This window comes from Mesorhizobium sp. M0088, assembly GCF_040322895.1.
In the GTDB taxonomy this organism is placed as follows: domain Bacteria; phylum Pseudomonadota; class Alphaproteobacteria; order Rhizobiales; family Rhizobiaceae; genus Mesorhizobium.
In genome coordinates, this window is record NZ_JAMYUI010000041.1 from 1 (window position 1) to 23,353 (window position 23,353).

20 protein-coding genes and 1 pseudogene are annotated in these 23,353 nt (G+C 62.8%); 9 read left to right on the forward strand and 12 right to left on the reverse strand.

The window, feature by feature from the left end; genetic code table 11:
- Positions 1-262: 262 nt before the first annotated feature.
- Together alaS and recA are read right to left on the reverse strand one after the other, a co-directional pair.
- Positions 263-2,929, reverse strand: coding sequence for an alanine--tRNA ligase (gene alaS, locus NKJ67_RS33320; RefSeq protein ID WP_352585581.1), 2,667 nt, complete (start codon positions 2,927-2,929; stop codon positions 263-265).
- 297 nt (positions 2,930-3,226) lie between these two features.
- A complete protein-coding gene (recA, locus tag NKJ67_RS33325; protein ID WP_027036993.1) occupies positions 3,227-4,327 on the reverse strand; it encodes a recombinase RecA in 1,101 nt (366 codons plus the stop codon).
- A 277-nt stretch (positions 4,328-4,604) separates the two neighbouring features.
- Between recA and NKJ67_RS33330 the strand changes: the two genes are divergently transcribed.
- Positions 4,605-5,549 carry a carbohydrate kinase family protein gene (locus NKJ67_RS33330; protein ID WP_352585584.1) on the forward strand — a complete coding sequence of 315 codons (945 nt, stop codon included), beginning with the start codon at positions 4,605-4,607 and terminating at the stop codon, positions 5,547-5,549.
- A 75-nt stretch (positions 5,550-5,624) separates the two neighbouring features.
- A complete protein-coding gene (locus tag NKJ67_RS33335) occupies positions 5,625-6,542 on the forward strand; it encodes a pseudouridine-5'-phosphate glycosidase (protein ID WP_352585586.1) in 918 nt (305 codons plus the stop codon).
- 187 nt (positions 6,543-6,729) lie between these two features.
- Here the strand turns inward: NKJ67_RS33335 and NKJ67_RS33340 are convergent, their stop codons facing one another.
- The gene (locus NKJ67_RS33340) at positions 6,730-7,053 is read right to left on the reverse strand and encodes a TfoX/Sxy family protein (RefSeq protein WP_024504570.1); all 324 of its coding nucleotides are present in this window, start codon (positions 7,051-7,053) and stop codon (positions 6,730-6,732) included.
- A 91-nt stretch (positions 7,054-7,144) separates the two neighbouring features.
- Here NKJ67_RS33340 and NKJ67_RS33345 point away from each other — a divergent pair, with 91 nt between their 5' ends.
- Positions 7,145-7,642: a GFA family protein gene (locus NKJ67_RS33345; RefSeq protein ID WP_127329619.1), complete on the forward strand. Its 498-nt coding sequence runs from the start codon at positions 7,145-7,147 to the stop codon at positions 7,640-7,642.
- 185 nt (positions 7,643-7,827) lie between these two features.
- Here the strand turns inward: NKJ67_RS33345 and sufA are convergent, their stop codons facing one another.
- The 7 genes and pseudogenes from sufA to NKJ67_RS33380 all read right to left on the reverse strand — a co-directional run bounded on the left by sufA (position 7,828) and on the right by NKJ67_RS33380 (position 14,910).
- On the reverse strand, positions 7,828-8,205 hold the full coding sequence (gene sufA, locus NKJ67_RS33350; RefSeq protein ID WP_127329621.1) for a Fe-S cluster assembly scaffold SufA: 378 nt from the start codon (positions 8,203-8,205) through the stop codon (positions 7,828-7,830).
- Between the two features lie 103 nt (positions 8,206-8,308).
- On the reverse strand, positions 8,309-8,701 hold the full coding sequence (locus NKJ67_RS33355) for an SUF system Fe-S cluster assembly protein (RefSeq protein WP_127329623.1): 393 nt from the start codon (positions 8,699-8,701) through the stop codon (positions 8,309-8,311).
- Positions 8,702-8,722: 21 nt separating this feature from the next.
- On the reverse strand, positions 8,723-9,967 hold the full coding sequence (locus tag NKJ67_RS33360) for a cysteine desulfurase (protein ID WP_352585589.1): 1,245 nt from the start codon (positions 9,965-9,967) through the stop codon (positions 8,723-8,725).
- Between the two features lie 4 nt (positions 9,968-9,971).
- Positions 9,972-11,240 (reverse strand): Fe-S cluster assembly protein SufD, encoded by a 1,269-nt coding sequence (gene sufD / locus NKJ67_RS33365; protein ID WP_352585591.1) that lies wholly within the window; start codon positions 11,238-11,240, stop codon positions 9,972-9,974.
- Positions 11,241-11,259: 19 nt separating this feature from the next.
- Entirely contained in the window at positions 11,260-12,015 is a 756-nt protein-coding gene (gene sufC / locus NKJ67_RS33370; RefSeq protein WP_023810312.1) for a Fe-S cluster assembly ATPase SufC, read from the reverse strand.
- 27 nt (positions 12,016-12,042) lie between these two features.
- Positions 12,043-13,560 (reverse strand): Fe-S cluster assembly protein SufB, encoded by a 1,518-nt coding sequence (sufB, locus tag NKJ67_RS33375; protein WP_027037002.1) that lies wholly within the window; start codon positions 13,558-13,560, stop codon positions 12,043-12,045.
- Between the two features lie 187 nt (positions 13,561-13,747).
- Positions 13,748-14,910: pseudogene (locus NKJ67_RS33380) on the reverse strand (cysteine desulfurase family protein).
- A gap of 236 nt (positions 14,911-15,146) precedes the next feature.
- On the opposite strand from NKJ67_RS33380, the gene NKJ67_RS33385 reads away from it, so the two are divergent.
- Together NKJ67_RS33385 and NKJ67_RS33390 are read left to right on the forward strand one after the other, a co-directional pair.
- Positions 15,147-15,821 carry an alpha/beta hydrolase gene (locus NKJ67_RS33385; protein ID WP_023669128.1) on the forward strand — a complete coding sequence of 225 codons (675 nt, stop codon included), beginning with the start codon at positions 15,147-15,149 and terminating at the stop codon, positions 15,819-15,821.
- A 21-nt stretch (positions 15,822-15,842) separates the two neighbouring features.
- Positions 15,843-16,493 (forward strand): FMN-binding negative transcriptional regulator, encoded by a 651-nt coding sequence (locus tag NKJ67_RS33390; protein ID WP_352585593.1) that lies wholly within the window; start codon positions 15,843-15,845, stop codon positions 16,491-16,493.
- Positions 16,494-16,504: 11 nt separating this feature from the next.
- On the opposite strand, the gene NKJ67_RS33395 is transcribed toward NKJ67_RS33390, so the two are convergent.
- Together NKJ67_RS33395 and NKJ67_RS33400 are read right to left on the reverse strand one after the other, a co-directional pair.
- Positions 16,505-17,335, reverse strand: a complete 831-nt coding sequence (locus NKJ67_RS33395) for a phosphatase PAP2 family protein (RefSeq protein WP_352585595.1) — start codon at positions 17,333-17,335, stop codon at positions 16,505-16,507.
- Positions 17,336-17,380: 45 nt separating this feature from the next.
- The gene (locus NKJ67_RS33400; protein ID WP_352585597.1) at positions 17,381-19,024 is read right to left on the reverse strand and encodes an ArnT family glycosyltransferase; all 1,644 of its coding nucleotides are present in this window, start codon (positions 19,022-19,024) and stop codon (positions 17,381-17,383) included.
- A 230-nt stretch (positions 19,025-19,254) separates the two neighbouring features.
- Here NKJ67_RS33400 and tyrS point away from each other — a divergent pair, with 230 nt between their 5' ends.
- From tyrS to NKJ67_RS33420, 4 genes are all read left to right on the forward strand, one after another.
- Entirely contained in the window at positions 19,255-20,508 is a 1,254-nt protein-coding gene (gene tyrS, locus NKJ67_RS33405; RefSeq protein WP_352585599.1) for a tyrosine--tRNA ligase, read from the forward strand.
- A 200-nt stretch (positions 20,509-20,708) separates the two neighbouring features.
- On the forward strand, positions 20,709-21,656 hold the full coding sequence (locus NKJ67_RS33410; RefSeq protein WP_352585601.1) for a PAS domain-containing protein: 948 nt from the start codon (positions 20,709-20,711) through the stop codon (positions 21,654-21,656).
- Between the two features lie 23 nt (positions 21,657-21,679).
- Positions 21,680-21,829, forward strand: a complete 150-nt coding sequence (locus tag NKJ67_RS33415) for a helix-turn-helix domain-containing protein (RefSeq protein WP_352585603.1) — start codon at positions 21,680-21,682, stop codon at positions 21,827-21,829.
- Between the two features lie 190 nt (positions 21,830-22,019).
- Entirely contained in the window at positions 22,020-23,321 is a 1,302-nt protein-coding gene (locus NKJ67_RS33420; RefSeq protein WP_352585605.1) for a hypothetical protein, read from the forward strand.
- Positions 23,322-23,353: the final 32 nt, after the last annotated feature.

Here is a 23,353-nt window from a genome sequence, read left to right on the forward strand (position 1 = left end):
GCACGCGATGCGCGCATGGAGTTCGCCAATGCAACTTGACACCACAGATAGTCGCTCATTGCCCTGCCGGGCATTTCTCCCCGTAAAACGGGGAGAAAGAGGCTGGCCGCAACGCCGGCGCCTCTTTTTTTGCAAGGCTGGCGATTGGCGAAAGCCGCGACGAAAGCGCCCTTCTCCCCGTTTACGGGGAGAAGATGGCGGCAGCCAGATGAGGGGCAGCGCTACATGGGAAGGTAGGGCTACCCCTGAACTGCCCGCTGGCTCATGCCGCTTCGAGTGCCGCCCTCACCGCTGCAATCGCATCGTCGGCCTTGGAAGCGTCGGGGCCACCGGCCTGGGCCATGTCGGGCCGCCCGCCGCCGCCCTGCCCGCCCAATGCGGCGGAGGCCACGCGGACAAGGTCGACGGCGCTGAAGCGGCCGACGAGGTCGTCGGTGACGGCCACCACGACGCTTGCCTTGTTGTCTTCACCGGCGCCGACGAAGACGACGACGCCGGAGCCGAGCGAGCTCTTGCCGGCATCGGCCAGCGGCTTCAAATCCTTCGGCGAGACACCGGAGACCGTCTTGCCGAGGAAGCCGACACCGGCGACCGTCTCATTGGCGGCTGGAGCATCGGCTGACGATCCCCCGCCCAGCGCCAGCTTCTTGCGCGCCTCGGTCAGTTCCTTCTCGAGCTTCTTGCGCTCTTCGAGCAGCGTCTCGACGCGCGCCGGCACGTCGGCCGGTGAAATCTTCAGCACGGCCGCCGTCGCCTTCAGCCGCCTATCCTGCTCGTCGAGATGTTTGCGCGCGGCTTCGCCGGTCAGCGCCTCGATGCGGCGCACGCCGGCGGCGACCGCGCTGTCCGACACGACACGCACCAGGCCGATATCGCCAGTCGCCCGGACATGCGTTCCGCCGCAAAGCTCGACCGAATAGGGCCGGTTGGCCTTGGCGCCGTGCACACCGGTGCCCATGGACACGACGCGCACTTCGTCACCGTACTTCTCGCCAAACAGCGCCATGGCGCCTTCGGCAATGGCATCGTCGACCGACATCAGGCGCGTGGTCACCGGGCCGTTCTGGACGACGATCTCGTTGGCCATGCGCTCGACCAATTCGAGATCCTCCGGTGAAATCGGCTTGTTGTGCGAGATGTCGAAGCGCAGGCGCTCGGGCGCGACCAGCGAGCCCTTCTGCGCGACATGGCTGCCCAGCACCTCGCGCAGCGCCTCATGGATCAGATGCGTCGCGGAATGGTTGGCGCGCAGCCTCGAGCGTCTGGCATGGTCGACCTTCAGCTCGACGGCGGCACCGGTCTTGACCGTGCCGCTGGCCACCCTGCCGATATGCACGAACAGCCCGTCGGCCTTCTTCTGCGTATCGGAAACCTCGATCGAGAAGCCCTCGCCTGAAATAACGCCGGTGTCGCCCATCTGGCCGCCGGACTCGGCATAGAACGGGGTCTGGTTGACGACGATCGCCACCGCGACACCCTTGCCGGCGCTGTCGACAGCCTTGCCGTCCCGGACAAGCGCCTGGATGATGCCTTCGGCAGCTTCAGTCTCATAGCCGAGGAACTCGGTGGCGCCCGCCTTCTCGCTCACGGAGAACCAGATGGTCTCGGTCGCCGCGTCGCCGGAGCCTGCCCAATGCTTTCGCGCCTCGGCCTTCTGCTGCTCCATCGCATTGGTGAAGCCCGCAAGATCGACCGAGATACTGCGCTGGCGCAGCGCGTCCTGCGTCAGATCAAGTGGGAAGCCGTAAGTGTCGTAGAGCTTGAAGGCCGTTTCGCCGTCCAGCATGTCGCCGGCATGCAGCGTCTCCGTCGCCTCGGAGAGCAGGCCGAGGCCGCGCACCAGCGTCTTGCGAAACCTGGTCTCCTCGAGCTTCAGCGTCTCGGTGATCAACTGTTCGCCGCGCAGCAGCTCCGGATAGGCCTGGCCCATTTCGCGCACCAGCGCCGGCACCAGCTTCCACATCAGCGGTTCGTTGGCACCCAGCAGCTGCGCATGGCGCATGGCGCGGCGCATGATGCGGCGCAGGACATAGCCCCGGCCTTCATTCGAAGGCAGCACGCCGTCCGCCACCAGGAAGGAGGACGAACGCAGATGATCGGCAATGACCCGGTAGGACGCGACCGTCTCCTTGTCGGGACCATGCCCGATCGCGGACGAGGCCGCGTCGATCAGGTGACGGAACAGATCGGTCTCGAAGACGCTTTCCACCCCTTGCAGGATGGATGCCATGCGCTCCAGGCCCATGCCGGTGTCGATCGAGGGGCGCGGCAGGTCGATGCGCTCCTCCTTCGTCACCTGTTCATACTGCATGAACACCAGGTTCCAGAATTCCAGGAAACGGTCGCCATCCTCCTCCGGGCTGCCGGGAGGGCCGCCCCAGATGTGTTCGCCGCGGTCGATGAAGATTTCAGAACACGGCCCGCACGGGCCGGTATCGCCCATCGCCCAGAAATTGTCCGAGGTCGCGATGCGAATGATGCGGTCGTCCGAAAAACCGGCGATCTTCTTCCAGAAGCCGGCCGCCTCGTCATCCGTGTGATAGACGGTGACCAGCAGCTTGTCCTTGTTCAGCCCGAATTCCCTGGTAATCAGGTTCCAGGCAAGCTCGATGGCGCGTTCCTTGAAATAGTCGCCGAAGGAGAAATTGCCGAGCATCTCGAAGAAGGTCAGATGGCGTGCGGTGTAGCCGACATTGTCGAGATCGTTGTGCTTGCCGCCGGCGCGCACGCTCTTCTGGGCGGTCGAAGCGCGCGAATAGGGCCGCTTCTCCAAACCGGTGAAGACGTTCTTGAACTGCACCATGCCGGCGTTGGTGAACATGAGCGTCGGGTCGTTGCGCGGCACCAGCGGGCTCGACGCGACGATCTCGTGACCCTCCTTGCGAAAGTAGTCGAGAAATGTCGACCGGATTTCGTTCACGCCACTCATGAATGCTGCCTTTTCGGAAGAGCCGCCGGCAAACCGGCGGAAATGGGCTCTGCGTTTTAGAAGATTAAGACTTGGCCTTTTAGCCGCCGCGCTTCACCCTGTCCAGAAACACGGAATTGGTCCAATCCACGGCCTTTTCCCGTCATTCGAACCGGCCCTATTTCGCCGCCAAAACGCAAAACCGCCGGCACTGGGCCGGCGGTTTCGAAACGCAATAACACGGAACTCGATTACATAAGCCTGAGATAATAGAACGCGATTATGGCCGAACTCCGGCCGGCCTGGCGTGCGAAGCTGTTACATCGCGCCGGACTCTTCCTCGAAACCGTCATCATCGCCGCGCTCAGGGCCGCCATTCTCGAGGAATTTCTCGGCGATCAGCCCAGCATTCTGCCTGATCGACAACTCGATCTCGCGTGCCGTGTCGGGATTGTCACGCAGGAACAGCTTGGCATTTTCGCGGCCCTGGCCGAGACGCTGCGAGTTATAGGAAAACCAGGCGCCAGACTTCTCGACAATACCGGCCTTGACGCCGAGATCGACCAGTTCGCCGGTTTTGGAGACGCCCTCACCAAACATGATGTCGAATTCGACCACCTTGAAGGGCGGCGCCAGCTTGTTCTTGACCACCTTGACGCGGGTCTGGTTGCCGACAACCTCGTCGCGGTCCTTGATCGAGCCGATGCGGCGGATGTCGAGGCGCACCGAAGCGTAGAATTTCAGCGCATTGCCGCCGGTGGTGGTTTCAGGCGAGCCGAACATGACGCCGATCTTCATGCGGATCTGGTTGATGAAGATGACCATGGTGTTGGAGCGCGAGATCGACGCGGTCAGCTTGCGCAGCGCCTGGCTCATCAGGCGGGCCTGCAGGCCGGGCAGCGAATCGCCCATCTCACCTTCGATTTCGGCGCGTGGCGTCAGCGCCGCGACCGAATCGACCACCAGCACGTCGATGGCGCCGGAGCGCACCAGCGTGTCGCAGATTTCCAGCGCCTGCTCCCCGGTGTCGGGCTGCGAGATCAGAAGGTTTTCGAGATCGACGCCGAGCTTGCGGGCATAGACCGGGTCAAGCGCGTGCTCGGCATCGACGAAGGCGCAGATGCCGCCCTTCTTCTGGGCTTCGGCCACGGTGTGCAGCGCCAACGTCGTCTTGCCCGAGCTTTCCGGCCCGTAGATCTCGATGATGCGGCCGCGCGGCAGGCCACCGACGCCAAGCGCGATGTCGAGGCCAAGCGAGCCGGTCGGCACCGTTTCAATCTCGACGACCTGATCGTTGGCGCCGAGCCGCATGATCGAGCCCTTGCCGAAAGCCCGCTCGATCTGCGACAGCGCCGCATCCAGAGCCTTTGATTTGTCCACTGCCTTGTCCTCTACCAGCCGCAAAGAATTCTGAGCCATGATACATCACCCCTTGGTCGTCAATGAAGGCCGGACAATCCGTAATCCCTGCCTATTTGTACCTTTTTTGTTCTCATTTGGCAAGAGGGGTCAAATAACTGAAAAACAAGCAATATCCGGATTTGTTCTTTTTTTGTCCAGGGATTCGATCAGGAATGCACCGCACGTTGGGCCAGACGGCTCGGTTGTTTCGACCTGCCGAATCGCCGCCTCGCATGCGAAGCTCCGTCGCACCTAGCGCTTGTGCGGCTGGAATAACAAAGGTCATATCGCCGGCATGCTGAAATCCGCGAAAATACTGGCCATAGGCGGCGCCCATATCGACCGACGCGGCCAGGTGTCCGGCGCTTACGTGCCTGCCGCCTCCAATCCGGGCACAATGCGCGAGGATGTCGGCGGCGGCGTCTTCAATGCTTTGCGCAGCGCCGTGCGGCGCGGCGTCTCCGCGTCGCTGATGTCGGTTCGCGGCGGCGATGCCGCTGCCGATACCGTTTCGCGAGCCATCGCCGAGACAGGCATTACCGACCTGTCGGCGGTCTTCCTCGACCGCACGACGCCGAGTTACACGGCGCTGATCGACAGCGAGGGCGAGCTGATCGTCGGCTTCGCCGACATGGCGCTCTATGAGTTGGCCTTTCCCAAACAGATTCGCCGCTCCAGGGTGCGCGAAGCAATCGCGGCCGCCGATGCCGTGTTCTGCGACGCCAACCTGCCGACGGCGGCGCTGGAACGGCTGGTCGCGCTCGCCGCGGGCAAGCCGGTTTTCGCCATTGCCATCTCGCCGGCCAAGGCGGTGCGGCTGATACCGGTGCTGAAGGAGCTCTCGCTGGTCTTCATGAACCGGCGCGAGGCCATGGTGCTGGCCGGCGTCGCCGCGAATGCCAGGGAGCGCGAGGTCGTCGACGGGTTGCGATGCAGCGGCCTCGTCAGTGGCGTGGTCACGGCAGGCGGGGCGCCCGTGCTGGGGTTCGATGAAACAGGCGCCTTTTCGATCATGCCGCCCAATCCCCGAAAGGTCGCTGACGTCACCGGGGCCGGTGATGCGCTGGCGGGCGCAACGGTCGCTGCCTTGCTGCGCGGACTGCCGCTGCGGTCAGCACTGCGCGAAGGCATTGCCGGGGCGACGCTTGCCATCGAAAGCGCCAACGCCGTTCCCGAGTTCACCGCCTCAAGCTTCGCGGAAGCGCTGGCTCTTGTGCCGGATGCCAGGGAAGTGGCATGAGACCGGCGAATTCATAGTGCCGCGATGTTGCCTGGTGTCCCGACGGACGCGCCGCATTCCGGATTGGAGACCCTGATGACCCCTGAGACCGCCCGCCCCCTCATCGACATCCACGCGCCGGTGGCGCAGGCTCTGGCTGCCGGCCGGCCGGTGGTGGCGCTGGAAAGCACCATCATCACCCATGGCATGCCCTACCCCGACAATGGCGCCATGGCGGCCGACGTCGAAAAGATCATCACCGATGGCGGCGCCGTGCCGGCGACGATCGCCGTGGTTGGCGGACGCATCAAGATCGGGCTTTCGGACGGCGAGCGCGAATCGCTGGCGATGACGGGCGACGCCATGAAGCTGTCGCGCGCCGATCTCGGTTTTGCCTTGGCGCAAGGGCGCACCGGTGGCACCACGGTCGCCGCCACGATGATCGCGGCGCATATGGTCGGCATAAAAGTGTTCGCCACCGGCGGCATCGGCGGCGTGCACAAGGGCGCCGAAAAGAGTTTTGACATTTCCGCCGATCTCGACGAGTTGGCGCGCACCCCGGTCATCGTCGTCTCGGCCGGCGCCAAGGCCATCCTCGACATCGAAAAGACGCTGGAGGTGCTGGAGACGCGCGGCGTGCCGGTGGTCGGCCTTGGCTGCGAGACGATGCCGGCCTTCTGGTCCAGGCATTCGCCGTTCCGCGCGCCGCTGACCTTGCACGAGCCGGAAGAGATCGCGCATTTCTACCAGACGAGGGCAGCGCTGGGGCTCGCCGGCGGCATGCTGATTGCCAATCCTGTGCCGGAAAACCATGAAATCCCGGCTGAGGAGATGGCGGGCTATATCGAGGCCGCGCAGAAGGCCGCCGAGGCGCTCAACGTGACCGGCAAGGCGGTGACGCCGTTCCTGCTGGGAAAGATTCTCGAACTGACTGGCGGCAGGAGCCTGAAGACGAACATCGCGCTGGTCGAGAATAATGCGCGGCTGGCGGCGAGGATTGCCAAGGCGCTTTAGGGTCACGCAGCGAAGGTTCCCCCTCACCCGGATTGCCAAGACCGAATTGCAAAGTACAATTCGGGGCAATCCGACCTCTCCCCGAGGGGAGAGGAGCTTACAGCGCCGACGTCGACCTCTTCTCCCCTCGGGGAGAAGGTGGCCGCGAAGCGGACGGATGAGGGGGTGGCCTCGAGTTTGCGGGAATCTACTTCCCCGCCCGACGCCCCGCCTCATACGCCCGCCGTGCCCAGACCGTCATCTCGTCGGGATCATCGAAAGCGCTGTCTGGAACGCTCCAGTAGGGCATGGCGACCAGCTTGCCGTGGCGCGAGCCGGTATAGGTCCATTGCGTACAGCCGGCGGCCTCGAACTCGGGCGCGCTTTGCTCGTCGGCCTTCAGCAGCAATTCGCCGCGCAGCACGATGGCGACGATGACACCGTCGAAATAGATGCCCTTGCCGCCGAACAGTTTTCGGATGCTGACAGGACCGAGGCCCTCGAACAGTTCGGCGATGCGCTCATTGTCCATGCCGCGATCATGTCACCGGCGTTTGGCCTTGTCATCGCCGCAACCAAAATCATGCTGACAGGTTGTGTGAGGTCGATCGGAGTTTCCCGCTATGCCCGTGCTGCTCAAAGGCTCCTGCCGCTGCAATGCCGTCCGTTTCGAGGTGGAGAGCCACACGCCGGCGCCATTCATGCTGTGCTACTGCTCGATCTGCCGCAAGCAGCAGGGCGGCGGCGGGTTTGCCATCAATCTCGGTGCCGACAACGAAACACTGAACATCAGGGGCAAGCGCAGCCTCGGCGTCTTTCGGGCGGAGATCGAGGACGACGAGCATCCGCATTGCGAAATCTCAACCGGCGAGCGCAATTTCTGCAAGAAATGCGGCTCAGCCCTTTGGCTCTACGACCCGACATGGCCGGAGCTGGTGCATCCCTTCGCTTCGGCGATCGACAGCGATTTACCCATTCCGCCAAGCAAGGTGCACCTCATGCTGAAATACAAGGCGAACTGGGTGGAGCCGGTGGTTGGCAAGCATGACAAGGTCTTCGACATCTATCCCGAGGAATCGATCGCCGACTGGCACAAGCGGACGGGCATGTGGGTGGAGTGAATTTCTTCGCGCCGTTTACGGGGAGGTGAGGAGTGATCCGCGCAGCGGACGAAAAGCCAATTGCTTGGCCTTCGAACGACGAACGCCGGCAGATGAGGAGCGGCGCTAACTTTGGAGAGGCCGGCGCTGCCTATCATCCGTCACTTCGTGACACCTTCTCCCCGTAAACGGGGCGAAGGAAAAACTCAGGAAGCGCGGGCTTCTGCCAGTGCCTTCAGGTCGGCCGGCTTGAGTTCGACGGATTCGCCGCAACCGCAGGCCGAGCTCTGGTTCGGATTGTGGAAGGTGAAACCGGTGCGCAGCGTCGTCTGCTCGAAATCCATCTCGGTGCCGAACAGGAAAAGTGCTGCTTCCGGTGCGACATAGACATGGGCGCCATCGCGCTCGATATGGTCGTCCTTGGTGTTGGGCTCGGTCACCAGATCGACCGTGTATTCCATGCCGGCGCAGCCGCCCTTCTTGATGCCGAGGCGGATGCCGTGCGCATTCTCACGGGTGGCGACAATCTCGCGCACCCGGTCGGCGGCCTTTTCGGTCATGGTGATGACGGCGAAGCGTCCCATTCTTTTTCCTTCCATTCCATGCAGGTTCAAGGCCTGCCGAATGATTCCTCACCTAAAATGGTGAAGTTTTATCTCTGGCGCAAGTGCACCAGCCTCTGTCGGGCTAGTACCAACCCACCGCCACCTGCGCCTCTTCCGACATGCGGTCGGCCGACCAGGGCGGGTCGAAGGTCATGTTGACCTCGACGCCGGACACGCCTTCGACGGCGCCGACGGCATTCTCCACCCAGCCGGGCATTTCGCCGGCGACAGGGCAGCCGGGAGCGGTCAGCGTCATGTCGATCTTGACCGAGCGGTCGTCCTCGATGTCGATCTTGTAGATCAGGCCGAGCTCGTAGATATCGGCCGGGATTTCCGGATCGTAGACCGTCTTCAGCGCCGAGACGATGTCGTCGGTCAGCCGCGCCAGCTCGTCGGCGGGGATGGCCGATCCCGAAACCAGCGCATTGGGCGCGGTTTCCGGAGTGGTCTCGGCAGCGATGCTTGCATCATCCATGGTCGTCACCCAAAAAACTCGTCATCCGAAGAATTTGCGCGCTTTTTCAAGCGCCTCGGCCAAAGCGTCGACTTCGGCCCTGGTATTATACATGCCGAACGATGCCCTGCATGTGGAGGTTACGCCGAACCGTTTCAACAGCGGCTGGGCGCAATGGGTGCCGGCGCGGACAGCAACGCCCTGCCTGTCTATCACCATCGACACGTCATGCGCATGAATGCCTTGCAGTTCGAACGAGATGATGGCGCCCTTGCCGGGCGCATCACCGAAGATGCGCAGCGAATTGATGGAGCGCAGCCGCTCATGCGCGTAGTTCTTGAGGTCTTCCTCATGGGCTGCAATGCGCTCGCGACCGACCGATTCCATGTAGTCGAGGGCAGCACCCAGCCCGATCGCCTGGACGATCGGCGGCGTGCCGGCCTCGAAGCGGTGCGGCGGCTCGTTGTAGGTGACGATGTCTTCCGTCACCTCCTCGATCATCTCGCCGCCGCCCATGAAGGGCCGCATGCCAGCGAGAATGTCCTTCTTGCCGTAGAGCACGCCGATGCCCGACGGGCCATAAACCTTGTGCCCGGTGAAGACGAAAAAGTCGCAGTCGAGATCCTGCACGTCGATAGGCATATGCACGGCGCTCTGGCTGCCGTCGACCAGCACGGGAATTCCACGCGCATGCGCAATGCGCACGATTTCCTTGATCGGCGTCACCGTACCCAGCGCATTCGACATCTGCGTGATGGCGACCAGCTTGGTGCGATCGGTCAACCGCTTCTCGAATTCCTCGATGTGGAAGACGCCGAGATCGTCGACCGGCACCCAGACCAGTTTGGCGCCCTGCCGCTCGCGGATGAAATGCCACGGCACGATGTTGGAATGGTGCTCCATGATCGACAGCACAATCTCGTCGTCCTCGCCGATGTTGGGCATGCCATAGCCATAGGCGACCGTGTTGATGGCCGAGGTCGTGTTCGAGGTGAAGACGATATTGTCGGTGCTCGGCGCGTTTAGGAAGCGGCGCACCGTCTCTCGGGCCTTTTCGTAGGCGTCGGTCGCGGCGTTCGAGAGAAAATGCAGGCCGCGGTGGACGTTGGCGTATTCCTGGGAATAGGCATGCTGGATTGTGTCCAGCACCGCCTGCGGCTTCTGTGCCGAAGCGCCATTGTCGAGATAGACCAGCTTCTTGCCATAGACTTCCCGCGACAGGATCGGGAAATCGCGGCGGATCGCTTCGACGTCGTAGAAATCTCCGATCTTGCCCGGTGCGTTCATCAGATCACCCGTGTGCCGCGAACCAGCCGTCGAGCCGTGCTTCCAGCGCCTCGACGATCGCCTCGTCGTCCAGTTCCTCGATCACCTCCGCGACGAAGGCCTTCACCAGCAACCCCCGCGCGCTTTTCTCGTCGACGCCACGCGCCATCAGGTAGAACAGATGGTTGTGGTCGATTTCGGTGACCGTCGCGCCGTGGCCGCAAATCACGTCGTCGGCGAAGATTTCAAGCTCGGGCTTGGTCGAGAACTCGCCGTCGTCCGACAGCAACAGCGTGTTGCAGGCCATCTTGGCGTTGGTCTTCTGCGCATATTGATGGACGTTGATGCGGCCCTGGAACACACCGCGCGCCTTGCCCGTCACCACATTGCGGATGATCTCCGTCGAGGTCGTGTGCGGCACGGCATGGTCGAGAACCATGGTCACGTCGGTGTGGGTGTCGCCGGCCAGGAGGTTGATGCCGCGAAGCTTGAAATCGGCGCCTTCGCCAGTCGTCCTGACCATGATTTCCTGGCGCACGAGCTTGCCGCCGGCGTTCATGACGAACAGCGTAAGTTTCGCATTCTTGCCGATATGGGCCTTGAACTGCGCCAGATGCGTCGCCGTTTCCGGCTGCTCCTGGACGATCAGCCACGTCACCTCGGCGCCCTCGTCGAGCACGATCTGGCTGACCGAGCTGCCCAAGGCAGCGCCATCACCCGTCTGCCGTTCGACGATGACGGCCTTTGCGCCGGCGCCGACGCGAACGGTCAGGCGCACATGGGTCTGGCCGCCGGCCTGCAGGTTCTGCAGCTCGACCGGCTTTTCAAGTTCCACACCATCGGCGATGTCGACAAAATACCCGTCGGCGACAAAAGCCGTGTTCAGCGCGCCAATGGCATCGTCGCTGCCATAGGGGTCGAGCCCAGGTGCTGCGCTGCCGTCGACCAGCTTTTCCGACAGGCGCTGGAAAGAGACGCCTTCAAGAACCGGCACTTTGGCGTCGGACTTGCCGTTCAGGATCGACACCACGGTGGAACCGTCGACGATCGGGGCGATGGCTTTGGCCATGGCTGCCGGGTCGAAGTCCGGCACGGTATTCAGCAACCGGCGCAGGTCGGTGTAGTGCCAGGATTCGACGCGCCGCGTCGGCAGGCCGTGCTTGATCGTCTCGATGGCGTCGTCGCGCTTCAGCATCACCGCGCCGTCGCCCGGCAGCAGCGACAACCGGTCGCCGAAGGCATCGATCAACGCTGTTTCGGCCGGTGTCCGCTGCGGTTGTGCGTGCATATTCATCAAACTGCCCTCTGGCATCTCACGCTGCTTCGCCGATCACGCCGGCATAGCCATTGGCTTCCAGGTCGAGCGCCAGCGACTTGTCGCCTGACTTGATGACCTGACCCTTGTAGAGCACGTGCACGGTGTCGGGCACGATGTGCTCAAGCAGGCGCTGGTAGTGGGTGATGACCAGGAACGCCCGGTCCGGCGCGCGCAGCGCGTTGACGCCGTCGGACACGATCTTCAGCGCATCGATGTCGAGGCCGGAATCGGTCTCGTCGAGCACGCACAGTTTCGGCTCCAGCAGCTTCATCTGCAGGATCTCCGCCCGCTTCTTCTCGCCACCGGAGAAGCCGACATTGAGCGGCCGCTTGAGCATCGCCATATCCATGCTGAGCGAGGCGGCGGCTTCCTTCACGCGCTTCAAAAATTCCGGGATCTTCAGCGGCTCCTCGCCACGCGCCTTGCGCTGCTCGTTCATCGCCACCTTCAGGAATTCCATGGTCGCAACGCCCGGTATCTCCATCGGGTACTGGAAGGCGAGGAAAATGCCTGACGTGGCGCGCTCGGCCGGATCCATTTCGAGGATCGACTGGCCGTTGTAGAGGATGTCGCCTTCGGTCACCTCATAGTCCTCGCGGCCGGCGAGGATGTAGGACAGCGTCGATTTTCCCGAGCCGTTCGGCCCCATGATCGCGGCGACCTCGCCGGCTTTCACCGTCAGGTTCAGGCCGCGGATGATTTCGGTGCCATCGTCGACGATGCGGGCGTGCAAATTTCTGATTTCAAGCATTTTTTCGTTTCCTGAATATATATCCGGTCAGCCGACCGAGCCCTCAAGGCTAATCCCGATCAGCTTCTGCGCCTCGACCGCGAACTCCATCGGCAGCTGCTGGATGACGTCCTTGACGAAGCCGTTGACGATCAGCGCGATCGCTTCCTCTTCAGGGATACCGCGCTGCATGACATAGAATTTCTGGTCCTCGGAAATCTTCGACGTCGTCGCTTCGTGCTCGAACTGCGCCGTCGAGTTCTTGGCTTCCATGTAGGGCACGGTGTGCGCGCCGCACTGGTCGCCGATCAGCAGACTGTCGCAGTTGGTGAAGTTGCGGGCGTTGGTCGCCTTGCGGTGCGCCGAGACCTGGCCGCGATAGGTGTTCTGCGAGAAGCCGGCGGCGATGCCCTTGGAGATGATGCGGCTCGACGTGTTCTTGCCGAGATGGATCATCTTGGTACCGCTGTCGACCTGCTGATAGCCGTTCGACACCGCGATCGAATAGAACTCACCTTGGGAATCGTCACCGCGCAGGATGCAGCTCGGATATTTCCAGGTGATCGCCGAACCGGTCTCGACCTGCGTCCATGAAATCTTGGAGCGGTCGCCACGGCAGTCGCCGCGCTTGGTGACGAAATTGTAGATGCCGCCCTTGCCCTCGGCGTCGCCGGGGTACCAGTTCTGCACCGTCGAATATTTGATCTCGGCATCGTCGAGCGCCACCAGTTCGACGACGGCGGCATGCAACTGGTTCTCGTCGCGCTGCGGCGCCGTGCAGCCCTCGAGATAGGAGACGTAAGCCCCCTCCTCGGCAATGATCAGCGTGCGCTCGAACTGGCCGGTGTTCTTCTCGTTCATGCGGAAATAGGTCGACAGCTCCATCGGGCAGCGCACGCCCTTGGGCACGAAGACGAACGAGCCGTCGGTGAAGACAGCGGAATTCAGCGTGGCGTAATAATTGTCGGAGGTCGGCACGACCGAGCCGAGATATTTCTTCACCAGCTCCGGATGCTCGCGGATAGCTTCCGAGATCGAGCAGAAGATGACGCCGGCCTGCGCCAGCTCCTTCTTGAAGGTGGTGACGACGGAGACGGAATCGAACACGGCATCGACGGCGACGCGGCCCGATTTGTAGACATTGTCGCTGACTTCCTCGAGTTCCGAGGCGTCGGTCTTCTGCACGCCGGCAAGGATTTCCTGCTCGCGCAGCGGAATGCCGAGCTTCTCGTAGACCTTCAAGAGTTCGGGATCGACATCGCTCAGCGAAGTCGGGCCGGGCGTGCTCTTGGGCGCCGCGTAGAAGTAGATGTCCTGGAAATCGATCTTGGGATAGTGGACGCGCGCCCAGGTCGGCTCGTCAAGCGTCAGCCAGCGGCGATACGCTTCCAGACGCCATTCCAGCATCCAGGACGGTTCGTCCTTCTTGGCCGAAATGAAACGGATGATATCTTCGCTGAGGCCCTTGGGGGCCTTATCGACAGCGATTTCGGTCTGGAATCCGTATTTGTATTGGTCGACGTCGATCTTTCGGACCCGATCGATCGTGTCCTGCACAGCAGGCATATGCGTTCTCCATCCACGCCGGGGTCAAGGCCCGACAGTTTTCAAACTATGGCACCGCCAAAAACGAACCCCAAAAAGGCGCTCGCGGCAGCGTAAGTTTCATATAGTGCGCTTCGACCGGAAATTCACCCGGCCAGTATGAAACGCACGGCTCTACCAGGCCGAAAGGCCCAAATTCGTCCAACCGCTACGCGGCCCGTTCTCTATCCGCCCTACGTGCGGCATAGCCGCAAGCGCGGTGCGGAAAAGCTCAACGTCTTCCGCGCCGGTCGCCGGTCCGATCGACACCCGCAAGGCGCCGAGACTGTCACCGCAGCCCATTGCTTTCAGCACATGGCTCGGTCCGACCTTGCCCGACGAACAGGCGGAGCCGGCCGACAGCGCTACACCGGCCAGATCGAAGGCGATCTGCGCGGTTTCGGCTTTGACGCCCGCAATAGCGAAGAATGCCGTGTTGGCAAGCCTTGGCGCACCGGTTCCAAAGATTTCCGCGTCCGGCACGAGCGTTTTCACGATGGCTTCGATCTCGTCGCGGCGCCGGCGCACCGCATCCATGGCCGGCAATCCGGCCAGGGCCTCGCGGGCGGCCGCGCCAAAACCGGCAATGGCAGCCAGGTTTTCAGTGCCGCCGCGATGGCCCTTTTCCTGGCCGCCGCCATTGATCAACGGCTTCGGCATCATCAAATCGGAAGCCGCGACGATGGCGCCGACGCCCTTGGGACCACCGATCTTGTGCGAGGACAGAATCAGATAATCGGCGTAACCCATTGATAGATCGGTCGAAACACGCCCTGCGGCCTGCACGGCGTCGACAATGAGGATGCCGCCCGCCGCCTTGACGATCGCGGCGATGCGATCGATCGGCTGGATGACGCCGGTCTCGTTGTTGGCGGCGTGGATGGCGACCAGCGGCAGGCCCTCGCTCTTGTCGTGACCGCCGAGCGCCGACGCCAAGGCGCCGAGATCGGCGATGCCGTTGGCGTCGACACCGATCCGGGTAACCTGCGCTGCCGGGAAGTGTCCGCCGTTCAACAGGCAGGGATGATCGGCCTCCGACACGTAAAGCCGGCTCATACGCACCGTGCCGCGCCCCATCCGCCAGTCGGGTGACAGCAGCGTCGAGGCTGCTTCCGTGGCGCCGGAGGTGAACACGACATGCTCGGGCTTGGCGTTGACGAGCGCCGCCACGTCACGCCTGGCGGTTTCGATCAGACGGCGGGCGGCGCGCCCTTCGGCGTGAACCGATGACGGATTGGCGGCGACGTCAAGAGCCGCGACCATAGCTTCGCGGGCCGCGGCAAGCAGCGGCGCACTGGCATTATAATCGAGATAGGCGCGTTTTGCGGCCATTTTCGTCCGTCAAGTCCCGTCAGAAGCCATTCCGCTGTCGTATGGCGTTATTTCCTTGAAATTCCAAGGCGAGCCGTCCTATTTACGCGGCTTGCGGCGCGGGTGGCCGGGCTCGATGTCTTGCCACCCAGTTTTGAACAATTCTAAACTAGCTTCTAAGAAGACGCTCGCCCTGCGTCAAGGCCAGAGGAAACGTTCCAGGCACCGCGCATTCGTATTACCCAGTGGAGTATTTTATGCCTGAGGTCATTTTCACCGGTCCTGCCGGCCGCCTGGAGGGTCGCTATCAGCCTTCCAAGGAAAAGAGCGCGCCGATTGCCATCGTCCTGCACCCGCATCCGCAATTCGGCGGCACGATGAACAACAAGATCGTCTACGACCTCTTCTACATGTTCCAGAAGCGGGATTTCACCACGCTTCGCTTCAATTTCCGCGGCATCGGCCGCAGCCAGGGCGAGTTCGACCACGGCACCGGCGAGTTGTCGGATGCCGCCGCGGCGCTGGATTGGGTGCAGTCGCTGCATCCCGATTCCAAGAGCTGCTGGGTCGCCGGCTACTCCTTCGGCTCCTGGATCGGCATGCAGCTTCTGATGCGCCGGCCGGAGATCGAAGGCTTCATCTCGATCGCGCCGCAGCCCAACACCTATGACTTCTCGTTCCTGGCGCCCTGCCCGTCATCGGGCCTGATCATCCATGGCGATGCCGACAAGGTGGCGCCGCCGAAGGATGTGCAGGGCCTTGTCGACAAGCTGCACACGCAAAAGGGCATCACCATCACGCAAAAGACCTTGCCCGGCGCCAACCATTTCTTCGCCAACGATGCCGACCTGCTGCTCGAGGAATGCGCCGACTATCTCGACCGCCGGCTGGCCGGCGAATTGTCGGATCCGCGCCCGAAGCGGCTGAGATAGACAAGGAAAGAACGGACGGCGATGTACGAGCCTCCTCATTTCAGGGAAACGCGGCCGGAAATCCTGCACGGGCTGATCCGGGCGCATCCGCTGGGCCTGTTGGTTTCCAACGGGCCCGATGGGCCGGTCGCCAACGCTGTCCCGTTCCTGCTTGACGCGAAAATCGGGCCGAACGGCAGGCTGCGCGCCCATCTGGCGCGGGCCAACCCGCAATGGCGCCTGTTGGCCGACAATCCGGCGTCACCCGTGCTGATCGTCTTCCAGGGCAGCGATGCCTATGTGACGCCGTCCTGGTATGAGACCAAGCGCGAGACCGGCAAGGTGGTGCCGACCTGGAATTACGCCATCGTGCAGGTTCGCGGCACCGTCAAGGTGATGGATGATCAGGACTGGCTGGCGCAGCAGATCGCCGATCTGACCGTCTCTCAGGAAGGCGCCCGCGCCGCGCCCTGGGCGGTGACCGATGCGCCGGAGCCCTTCATCCAGTCGCAGATCAAGGGCATTATCGGGCTGGAAATCGAGATCAGCGAAATCCACGGCAAGTGGAAGGTCAGCCAGAACCGGCCGGTCGCCGATCGCGTCGGCGTTGCACAGGGGCTGGAAAGCGAAGACAACCAGTCGCCCGGCATGGCCGGCCTGGTCAGATCCTATGGCGGACTGGACGGCAACTGAACTTCGAATGCTCAGCCAGCCTTCCTTGTCGGTGCAATCAGCCGAAACGTCTTCTTGCGGACCGGCAGTCCCGACGGCATCGGCCGGAAGATGAAGCCGAGCCGGGCAAAGACCAGCCCGCAGGCAAGCGCGAAGCCGCAGCCAAGGCCGAAGCCGGCGACGGTGTCGCTGGGATAGTGCGCGCCAACGAAGATACGGGTCGAGGCGATACAAGCAGTGATCGCCAGGGCGATGTACCAGCGCCGCGGAAACAACAGCAAAGCGACCCCGAACACCGCGCCCATCGTCGTACCATGGCCGGACGGAAAGCCGGCGAAGCGCGCATCGAAAGCGAAGGGGTGCAGGGTCAGCACGCCAAAGTCCTCGTAATAGAGGGGGCGAGCCCGGCCAATGGCATATTTCAGCACATTGACGGCAAGCCCCGACAGACCGGTGGCGCACAGCACCAGAAAAGCCAGGCAGGTCCAGTTGTAGAGCAGCATCAGCGAGCGCCGCGAGAGGCTTCGCCAATCCGTCAGGTTCGCGGCGACAAGCAGAAGCACTGAGGGAATGAGATACCAGCCACCCAGGCCGAACTGGGTGAAAAAGTCGGCAGTCCGGGCAAATCCCGCCGACCATTTGCCGTGAAGCATTCCGGCCGGGGTGTCGAGACGAACAAACGCAACCGCCGTCAGCAAAATCCAGACCAGCACCCAGACCGACCACAAAACGTTCGGGTATCTGGCCGGACGGGTGGCAAAACGGCTTTTGGCGATCTGCATCGTATCGCGAAAATTGTCGAGCGACCGGCGCCCTACCCCAAGGAGCAGGCTCGAAACGGGCGGGCGTGATTTCACCAGCATAGGAAATTCGACCCCATTGTTGCCGTCATGGGCATCGGCGAGCCGTCACTGGGTCACACGATAGAGGCCGAGCGACAGCTTGTCTCCCGACGAATAGTTGAGGCCGTCGACCTCGGCAACGCGGTTCGCCGACTTGCCTTGCGCCGCCAGCAACCCATTCAGTTTCTGCTCGTCGCCGACCTGCGCCAGCGCCAGAGCGCAGGCGGGGTCGCCGAGCAGATGCTTGGCGACGCCATCGACATCGGTCAGGATGGTCTTGGTGCCGACCAGGAACACCAGGCTCGGCTCGTGATATTCCGCCGAAGCGAGCACCGTGGTGTCGCAAGGCCTGTTGGCCTGGAACGCCGCCTCGATCGCCGGGCTCAGCCAGATCGGTTTCAGCGAAGGCGCGATGACGCCGAACAACAGCCCATAGGTGATGCCCGCGCAGACGGCGATGGCGCCGATGCGCAAGAGCGGCACTTGCAGCTGCCGCGAAAAAGCGAAATAGCCTGCCGCCAGCGCCGCCGCGGCGGCCGGGATGCTCCACCAGGAGAAGGCGCCGGTGAGATAGATCGGCGCTCCGACGCAGACCACCGCCAGGCCAAGGCTGACCACGGCAAGACCGAATGCGGTCGACCACCACAACCAATCCTGCCAGCGCCTGAGCGGCGCATTCGCCTCCTGCGGCGGCAAAGTCAGCAGCCAGCCGATCAGCAGCGCCATGCCGGGATAGGCCGGCAGGACATAGTGCGGCAGCTTGGTCGGGATCAGTTCGAACACCAGCCAGAACGGAATGTACCAGGCGAGGCAGAAACGCAGCCGGGGATCGTCGCGCAGACGGTTGAGGGCCTGCAGCCCGGCGCCAACCGCGATCAGACCGAACGGCCACATGAACAAGGAATAGGTCAGCATGTAGAAGCCCGGCGGCAGGCCGTGCGATTCCTCGCCCGAGGCGACCTTGGCCATCATGTCCTTGCCGACGGCATCACTGAGGAAGGCTCCGCCGCTCTTCCAGGTGATGAGGGCGACCCAAGGCAACACGATGAGCAGCACCAGGGCGGCACCGCGCACGAGCTTCAGCTTCAGGAGCCAGCGCCAGTCGCGCTCGAAGGCAAACAGGGCGGCGACCGTCAGCACCGACAACAGCGGAGCCACCGGCCCCTTGATAAGGATTCCAAGGCCTTGAGCGGTCCAGAAAATCCACGGCAGATGGGCGGCTACCGGTTCGTTGCGGCGCGCTGCCAGATAGATCTGGGCGAGCGCGCCTTGCGCCGCCACGCAGCAGGCCAGCAGCATGGCGTCGGTCTTGGCGTCACGACCCTCGAAGGCGGTGGCGAAGATGGCCGCCATCATCAGGCCGGCGGCGAGACCGGCATTGGCCCCGAACAGCTTGGTGCCCGTCCAGGCGATGCCGACCACCGCCAAGGCAATGCCAAGCATGGAGACCAGGCGGTAGACCCAGATCGGCGCCGCGGCCCCCTCGCCGCTCAGCGCCACGGCCGCCGATTGCAGCCAGTAGATGCCGATCGGCTTCTTGTAGCGCGAGGCATCCTGAAAACGGATGTCGACATAGTCGGAGGTTTCGACCATCTGCTTGGTGGCCTGGACAAAACGGGATTCGTCGCGGTCGATGGGTGGAAGGCTCGCCAGTCCGCTGAATGTCATCAGCACGCTGAACAGAAAGAGGATGAGATAGTTCCTGTTCATCGCGAAGCTTTCCGGATCTGATCTGCGGGATGGCCCCGTCGCGGCGCCTCGGGCCCTGCCCCTGCGCGGCGCCTCAATACGCCAGCCAAAAGCATGAGGCAAGAAGTGGCCTGACGATCCGCGCGGGCCGCAAAATCGGAAACCACTTTTGCTGACCGCGCTTGGATGCTAAACGCGCGCGTTGATACACGTCCGCGCCACGCTGGCCGGGCGCTTTCGGGAAAGAAACAATGTCCGCCTTCAAATCCGATTTCCTGCGCACGATGAGCGAGCGCGGTTTCATCCACCAGACTTCGGATGATGCCGGCCTCGACGCTATCTTCGCCAAGGAGACGGTGACCGCCTATATCGGCTTCGACGCCACCGCCAAGAGCCTGCACGCCGGCTCGCTGATCCAGATCATGATGCTGCACTGGCTGCAGCAAACCGGTCATCGGCCGATCGCGCTGATGGGCGGCGGCACCTCGATGATCGGCGACCCGTCCTTCAAGGACGAGGCGCGCAAGCTTTTGACCCCGCAGGACATCGAAGACAATCTGGCCGGCATCCGCCGCAACTTCATGCCCTACCTCAAATTCGGCAGCGGTCCCAACGACGCCATCATGGTCAACAACGCCGATTGGCTGATGGAGATCAACTACGTCAATTTCCTGCGCGATGTCGGCCGTCACTTTTCCGTCAACCGCATGCTGGCGTTCGATTCCGTCAAGCTGCGGCTTGATCGCGAGCAGTCGCTGTCGTTCCTCGAATTCAACTACATGATCCTGCAGGCCTATGATTTCGTCGAGCTCTACAAGCGTCTCGGCTGCCGCCTGCAGATGGGCGGCTCCGACCAGTGGGGCAACATCATCAACGGCATCGATCTCGGCCGCCGCATGGAGGACGCGCAGCTCTATGCGCTGACCACGCCACTGCTCACCACCTCGTCGGGCGCCAAGATGGGTAAGTCGGCTTCGGGCGCGGTCTGGCTCGACGCGGAGATGCTGAGCCCCTACGAATTCTGGCAGTACTGGCGCAACACCGAGGATGCCGACGTCGCCCGCTTCCTCAAGCTCTACACGACGCTGCCGCTGGACGAGGTGGCGCGGCTCGAGCGGCTCGGCGGATCCGAGATCAATGAGGCCAAGAAGATCCTCGCCACCGAGATCACCGCCCTGCTGCACGGCCGTGCAGCCGCCGAGCAAGCCAGCGATACGGCACGCAAGACGTTCGAGGAGGGCGCGCTCGCGGAGTCGCTGCCGACCGTCGAGGTCGACAAAACGGCGCTTGAAACCGGCGTCGGCATCCTGTCGCTGCTGGTCACCGCCGGACTGGCGGCATCGAACGGCGAAGCGCGGCGGCATGTGCAGGGCGGTGCCGTGCGCCTGAACGACGAGCCGGTGAGCGACGAGCGCCGCTTGGTGACTCCTCAGGATTTGAGTCCGGAAAACGTCGTAAAGCTTTCTCTGGGAAAGAAAAAACACATCCTGGTACGGCCTGCCTGATCCGCACGGTGGGACCGAGCCAACCGCGTGTCAGGATCAGCGTTTGACGGCTCCGTCTTGGGCGCATAAATTGCGTTGAATGCATCGTCCATGCGCCGGGGGGCCGCCTGTGAAGATCAATCCACGCAAGCATCACGCACGAGCACGCCCAGGCGATGCGTCCGCTCCCGCCGCCAGCTATGGTTTGCGGAGCACCGACCTTGCCTGAGATCACGCTCGACGACTTCAACAGCCTTATCCACACGGTCTACGAGGCAGGCATCGACCCGCACAAATGGTCCGCGTTCGTCGGGGACCTGTCAGGCCATCTGGACGACACGCTCATTTGCCTGCATGCGCATGATACCGTCGCCCGAGCAAGCCTGGGCTTGCTCGCGTCCGGGGCTGCGCCGGAATTTATTGATTCCTATGTGCGAGACTATGCGGCGATCAACGTCTGGGCGAACGGAATGGCTATCGCCCCGATCGGCAAGCTTGTTCAATCGGAAGAAATATACGACCCGGACAAGCTTCTCAAAACCGAGTTCTACAATGACTGTCTGCGTAGCCAGAGTCTGGTGTCCGCGAGCGCCGTTGCGCTGCATCGCTCATCGGACAGGATGCTCTTCCTTTCGGGCAATATTCGCCTGCGCAACCATGATCTCGTGCGGGCGCGGGTAAACAGGACGTTTGACCTGCTTGGGCCGCATATCACCCGCTCGTTCGAGTTGATGCGGCACATCCCGCACCAGGTGGAGGGAGAAGACTATCGCGCCACTCTTGAGACATCGACCGACGCTGTGCTGTTCATCGACAGAGCCGGGCGTATCACCCACTGCAACCGTGCCGGAACGGCGATGCGCAAGGACGCGTCTTTGCTCGCCGTCGACCGCGACGGGCACCTGCACCTCAAGGATCCGAGGGCCGATGCGACCCTACGGATTGCCCTGGCCGCGATAGCGAGAGCGGATTTTCCCGCAATTCCAGGCAGCTTCCCCGTTCGTCGGGCGGCCGGTTCGCCGATGCGCGCGATGATCGTGCCGCTCGCCCACAGAACACGCAAACAATGTTCGATCAGATTTTCGAGGACCTTCCGATTGCAATGCTGGTCCTGCGCAACCAGCCGACGCCGCAGCCTTCCGTCGCTGCATTGCCAGGCTATGGGCTGACACCGGCTGAATCGGAGCTGGCCGTGGCCATCGCCCAAGGCATCTCGCTGCGCGACCATGCGGACAGCCGCGACGTCAGCATTCACACGGTCAGGGCGCAGTTGAAGTCCGTCTTTGCCAAGACCGAGACCCGTCGCCAAAGCCAGCTCGCCGCCCTGATCCTGCGCCACTAGAGCGACAGGCACCGCCGCCTCGAAGCAAGCTCTAGCTAAGACTTTGATTTTCAGGCCGTTCCTGCGGCCGCATAGCCCAAATGGGTGATGCGAGGAATCCGTCCACCGAGCATAAGTCGTCGAAACAGGCGATCTGACCAACGTTGCAACGTTGGCTCTGGGGAAGCCCGACGCAGGCTTGGGGACGAAAATGAGAACAGGCAAGATGATGGCGGCGTCCGTGGCCTGGATCGCGGGAGCCTTCCCGGCCGGCGCCCAGGAGCAAACGCCGGAGCCCTCGCAGAAATCGGTCCGCCTGATCGTAAACGGGCAGGTTTCGGAAGACGACAACCAGCAGCGGCTGAATGCCAGGATCGTCGCTGCATTCTCCGACCTTCCGGTAGCCTTCGGCATGGCCGCGGAGAAGGGAAACGGCGTCGCGCGGCTGATGGTTGGCGGTGCGGCGAACCTGGGCGAACTGCTCGCCGTGCAGGTTACCGGACAATTCGTCCGCGAGGATGCCGATCAGCTGTTCGGCCTGACGACAGACAAGAGTGTCGAAACCTGGAGCCTTGCCAGCTCGCTCGACCTGCGCCTGAGCGCGGCGACCACGGTTTCTCTCGGTGTCGATGGCTGGAACAGCCCGTCCGCCATGTTGATTGACGAGCCCTTCGCGAAGACGCGCTTCGACGGCGCGAGCGGCGTTCGGGTTGCGCCCGGCTTCGAAACCTATCTCGATCCGACCCTGAGATTAGGCGCCAGGATCGGCTACGAGCGTGCCATCGACAATGGCGATGACGGGCTGTTCGCAAAGGTTGATTTCAGCAAGGCGTTCGGCAAGACCTCGATCGAGGGAACGGCCTGGACCTCGCCCAATTTCGGCGCGGGCGCGCAGATCGGATTGGGCTATGCCTTCGACAACGACATGACGGCAAGCGTCTACGCCGGCTATCGTGACGGGATGACGCAAGGCGCCTATCTGGGCGCGAAACTGTCGATGGAGTTTGGACCGCACGCTTCGCAGGAAAGCGGTGGCCTCATCAACCGCCTCGACCGCCAGATGCAATATGCTGAAATGACGATGCCGGGCGTTCCCAAGACGGCCCGCGCGGCGGTTTCCACCGAGATCAATTCCCCGTTCAAGACTGTGTTCGACGTGCCATGCCAGAGTGTCGAGCCAACGCCCGGATGCACGTTCTTCATGGCGAACGGAAACCGGATCACCCTTGCGGACGATCCTCACTACAACAGATACGGCAACGGCTCCGACGATCTCGGATATGTCAGGTTCGACAGCGTCGGCAACGCCGCCGTGTACAACAATCTTGGCCAATACCAATATTCGTCATCGGCGAGCGCCTTCGAAGGGTTTGTCGGCGGAACGACCATCGGCGTCGGCACTACGGGTTTCTACTGGGAGAACGTTGCCAGCGGCACATACTGGCTCGGCAAGAACGGTATCCTGTACTCGGCTAATTCCGGCTCAAGCAACTTCCAACAGGCAATCAACTGACCATCCCCGCCGCCTTGCGGTGCCGAAGCGAC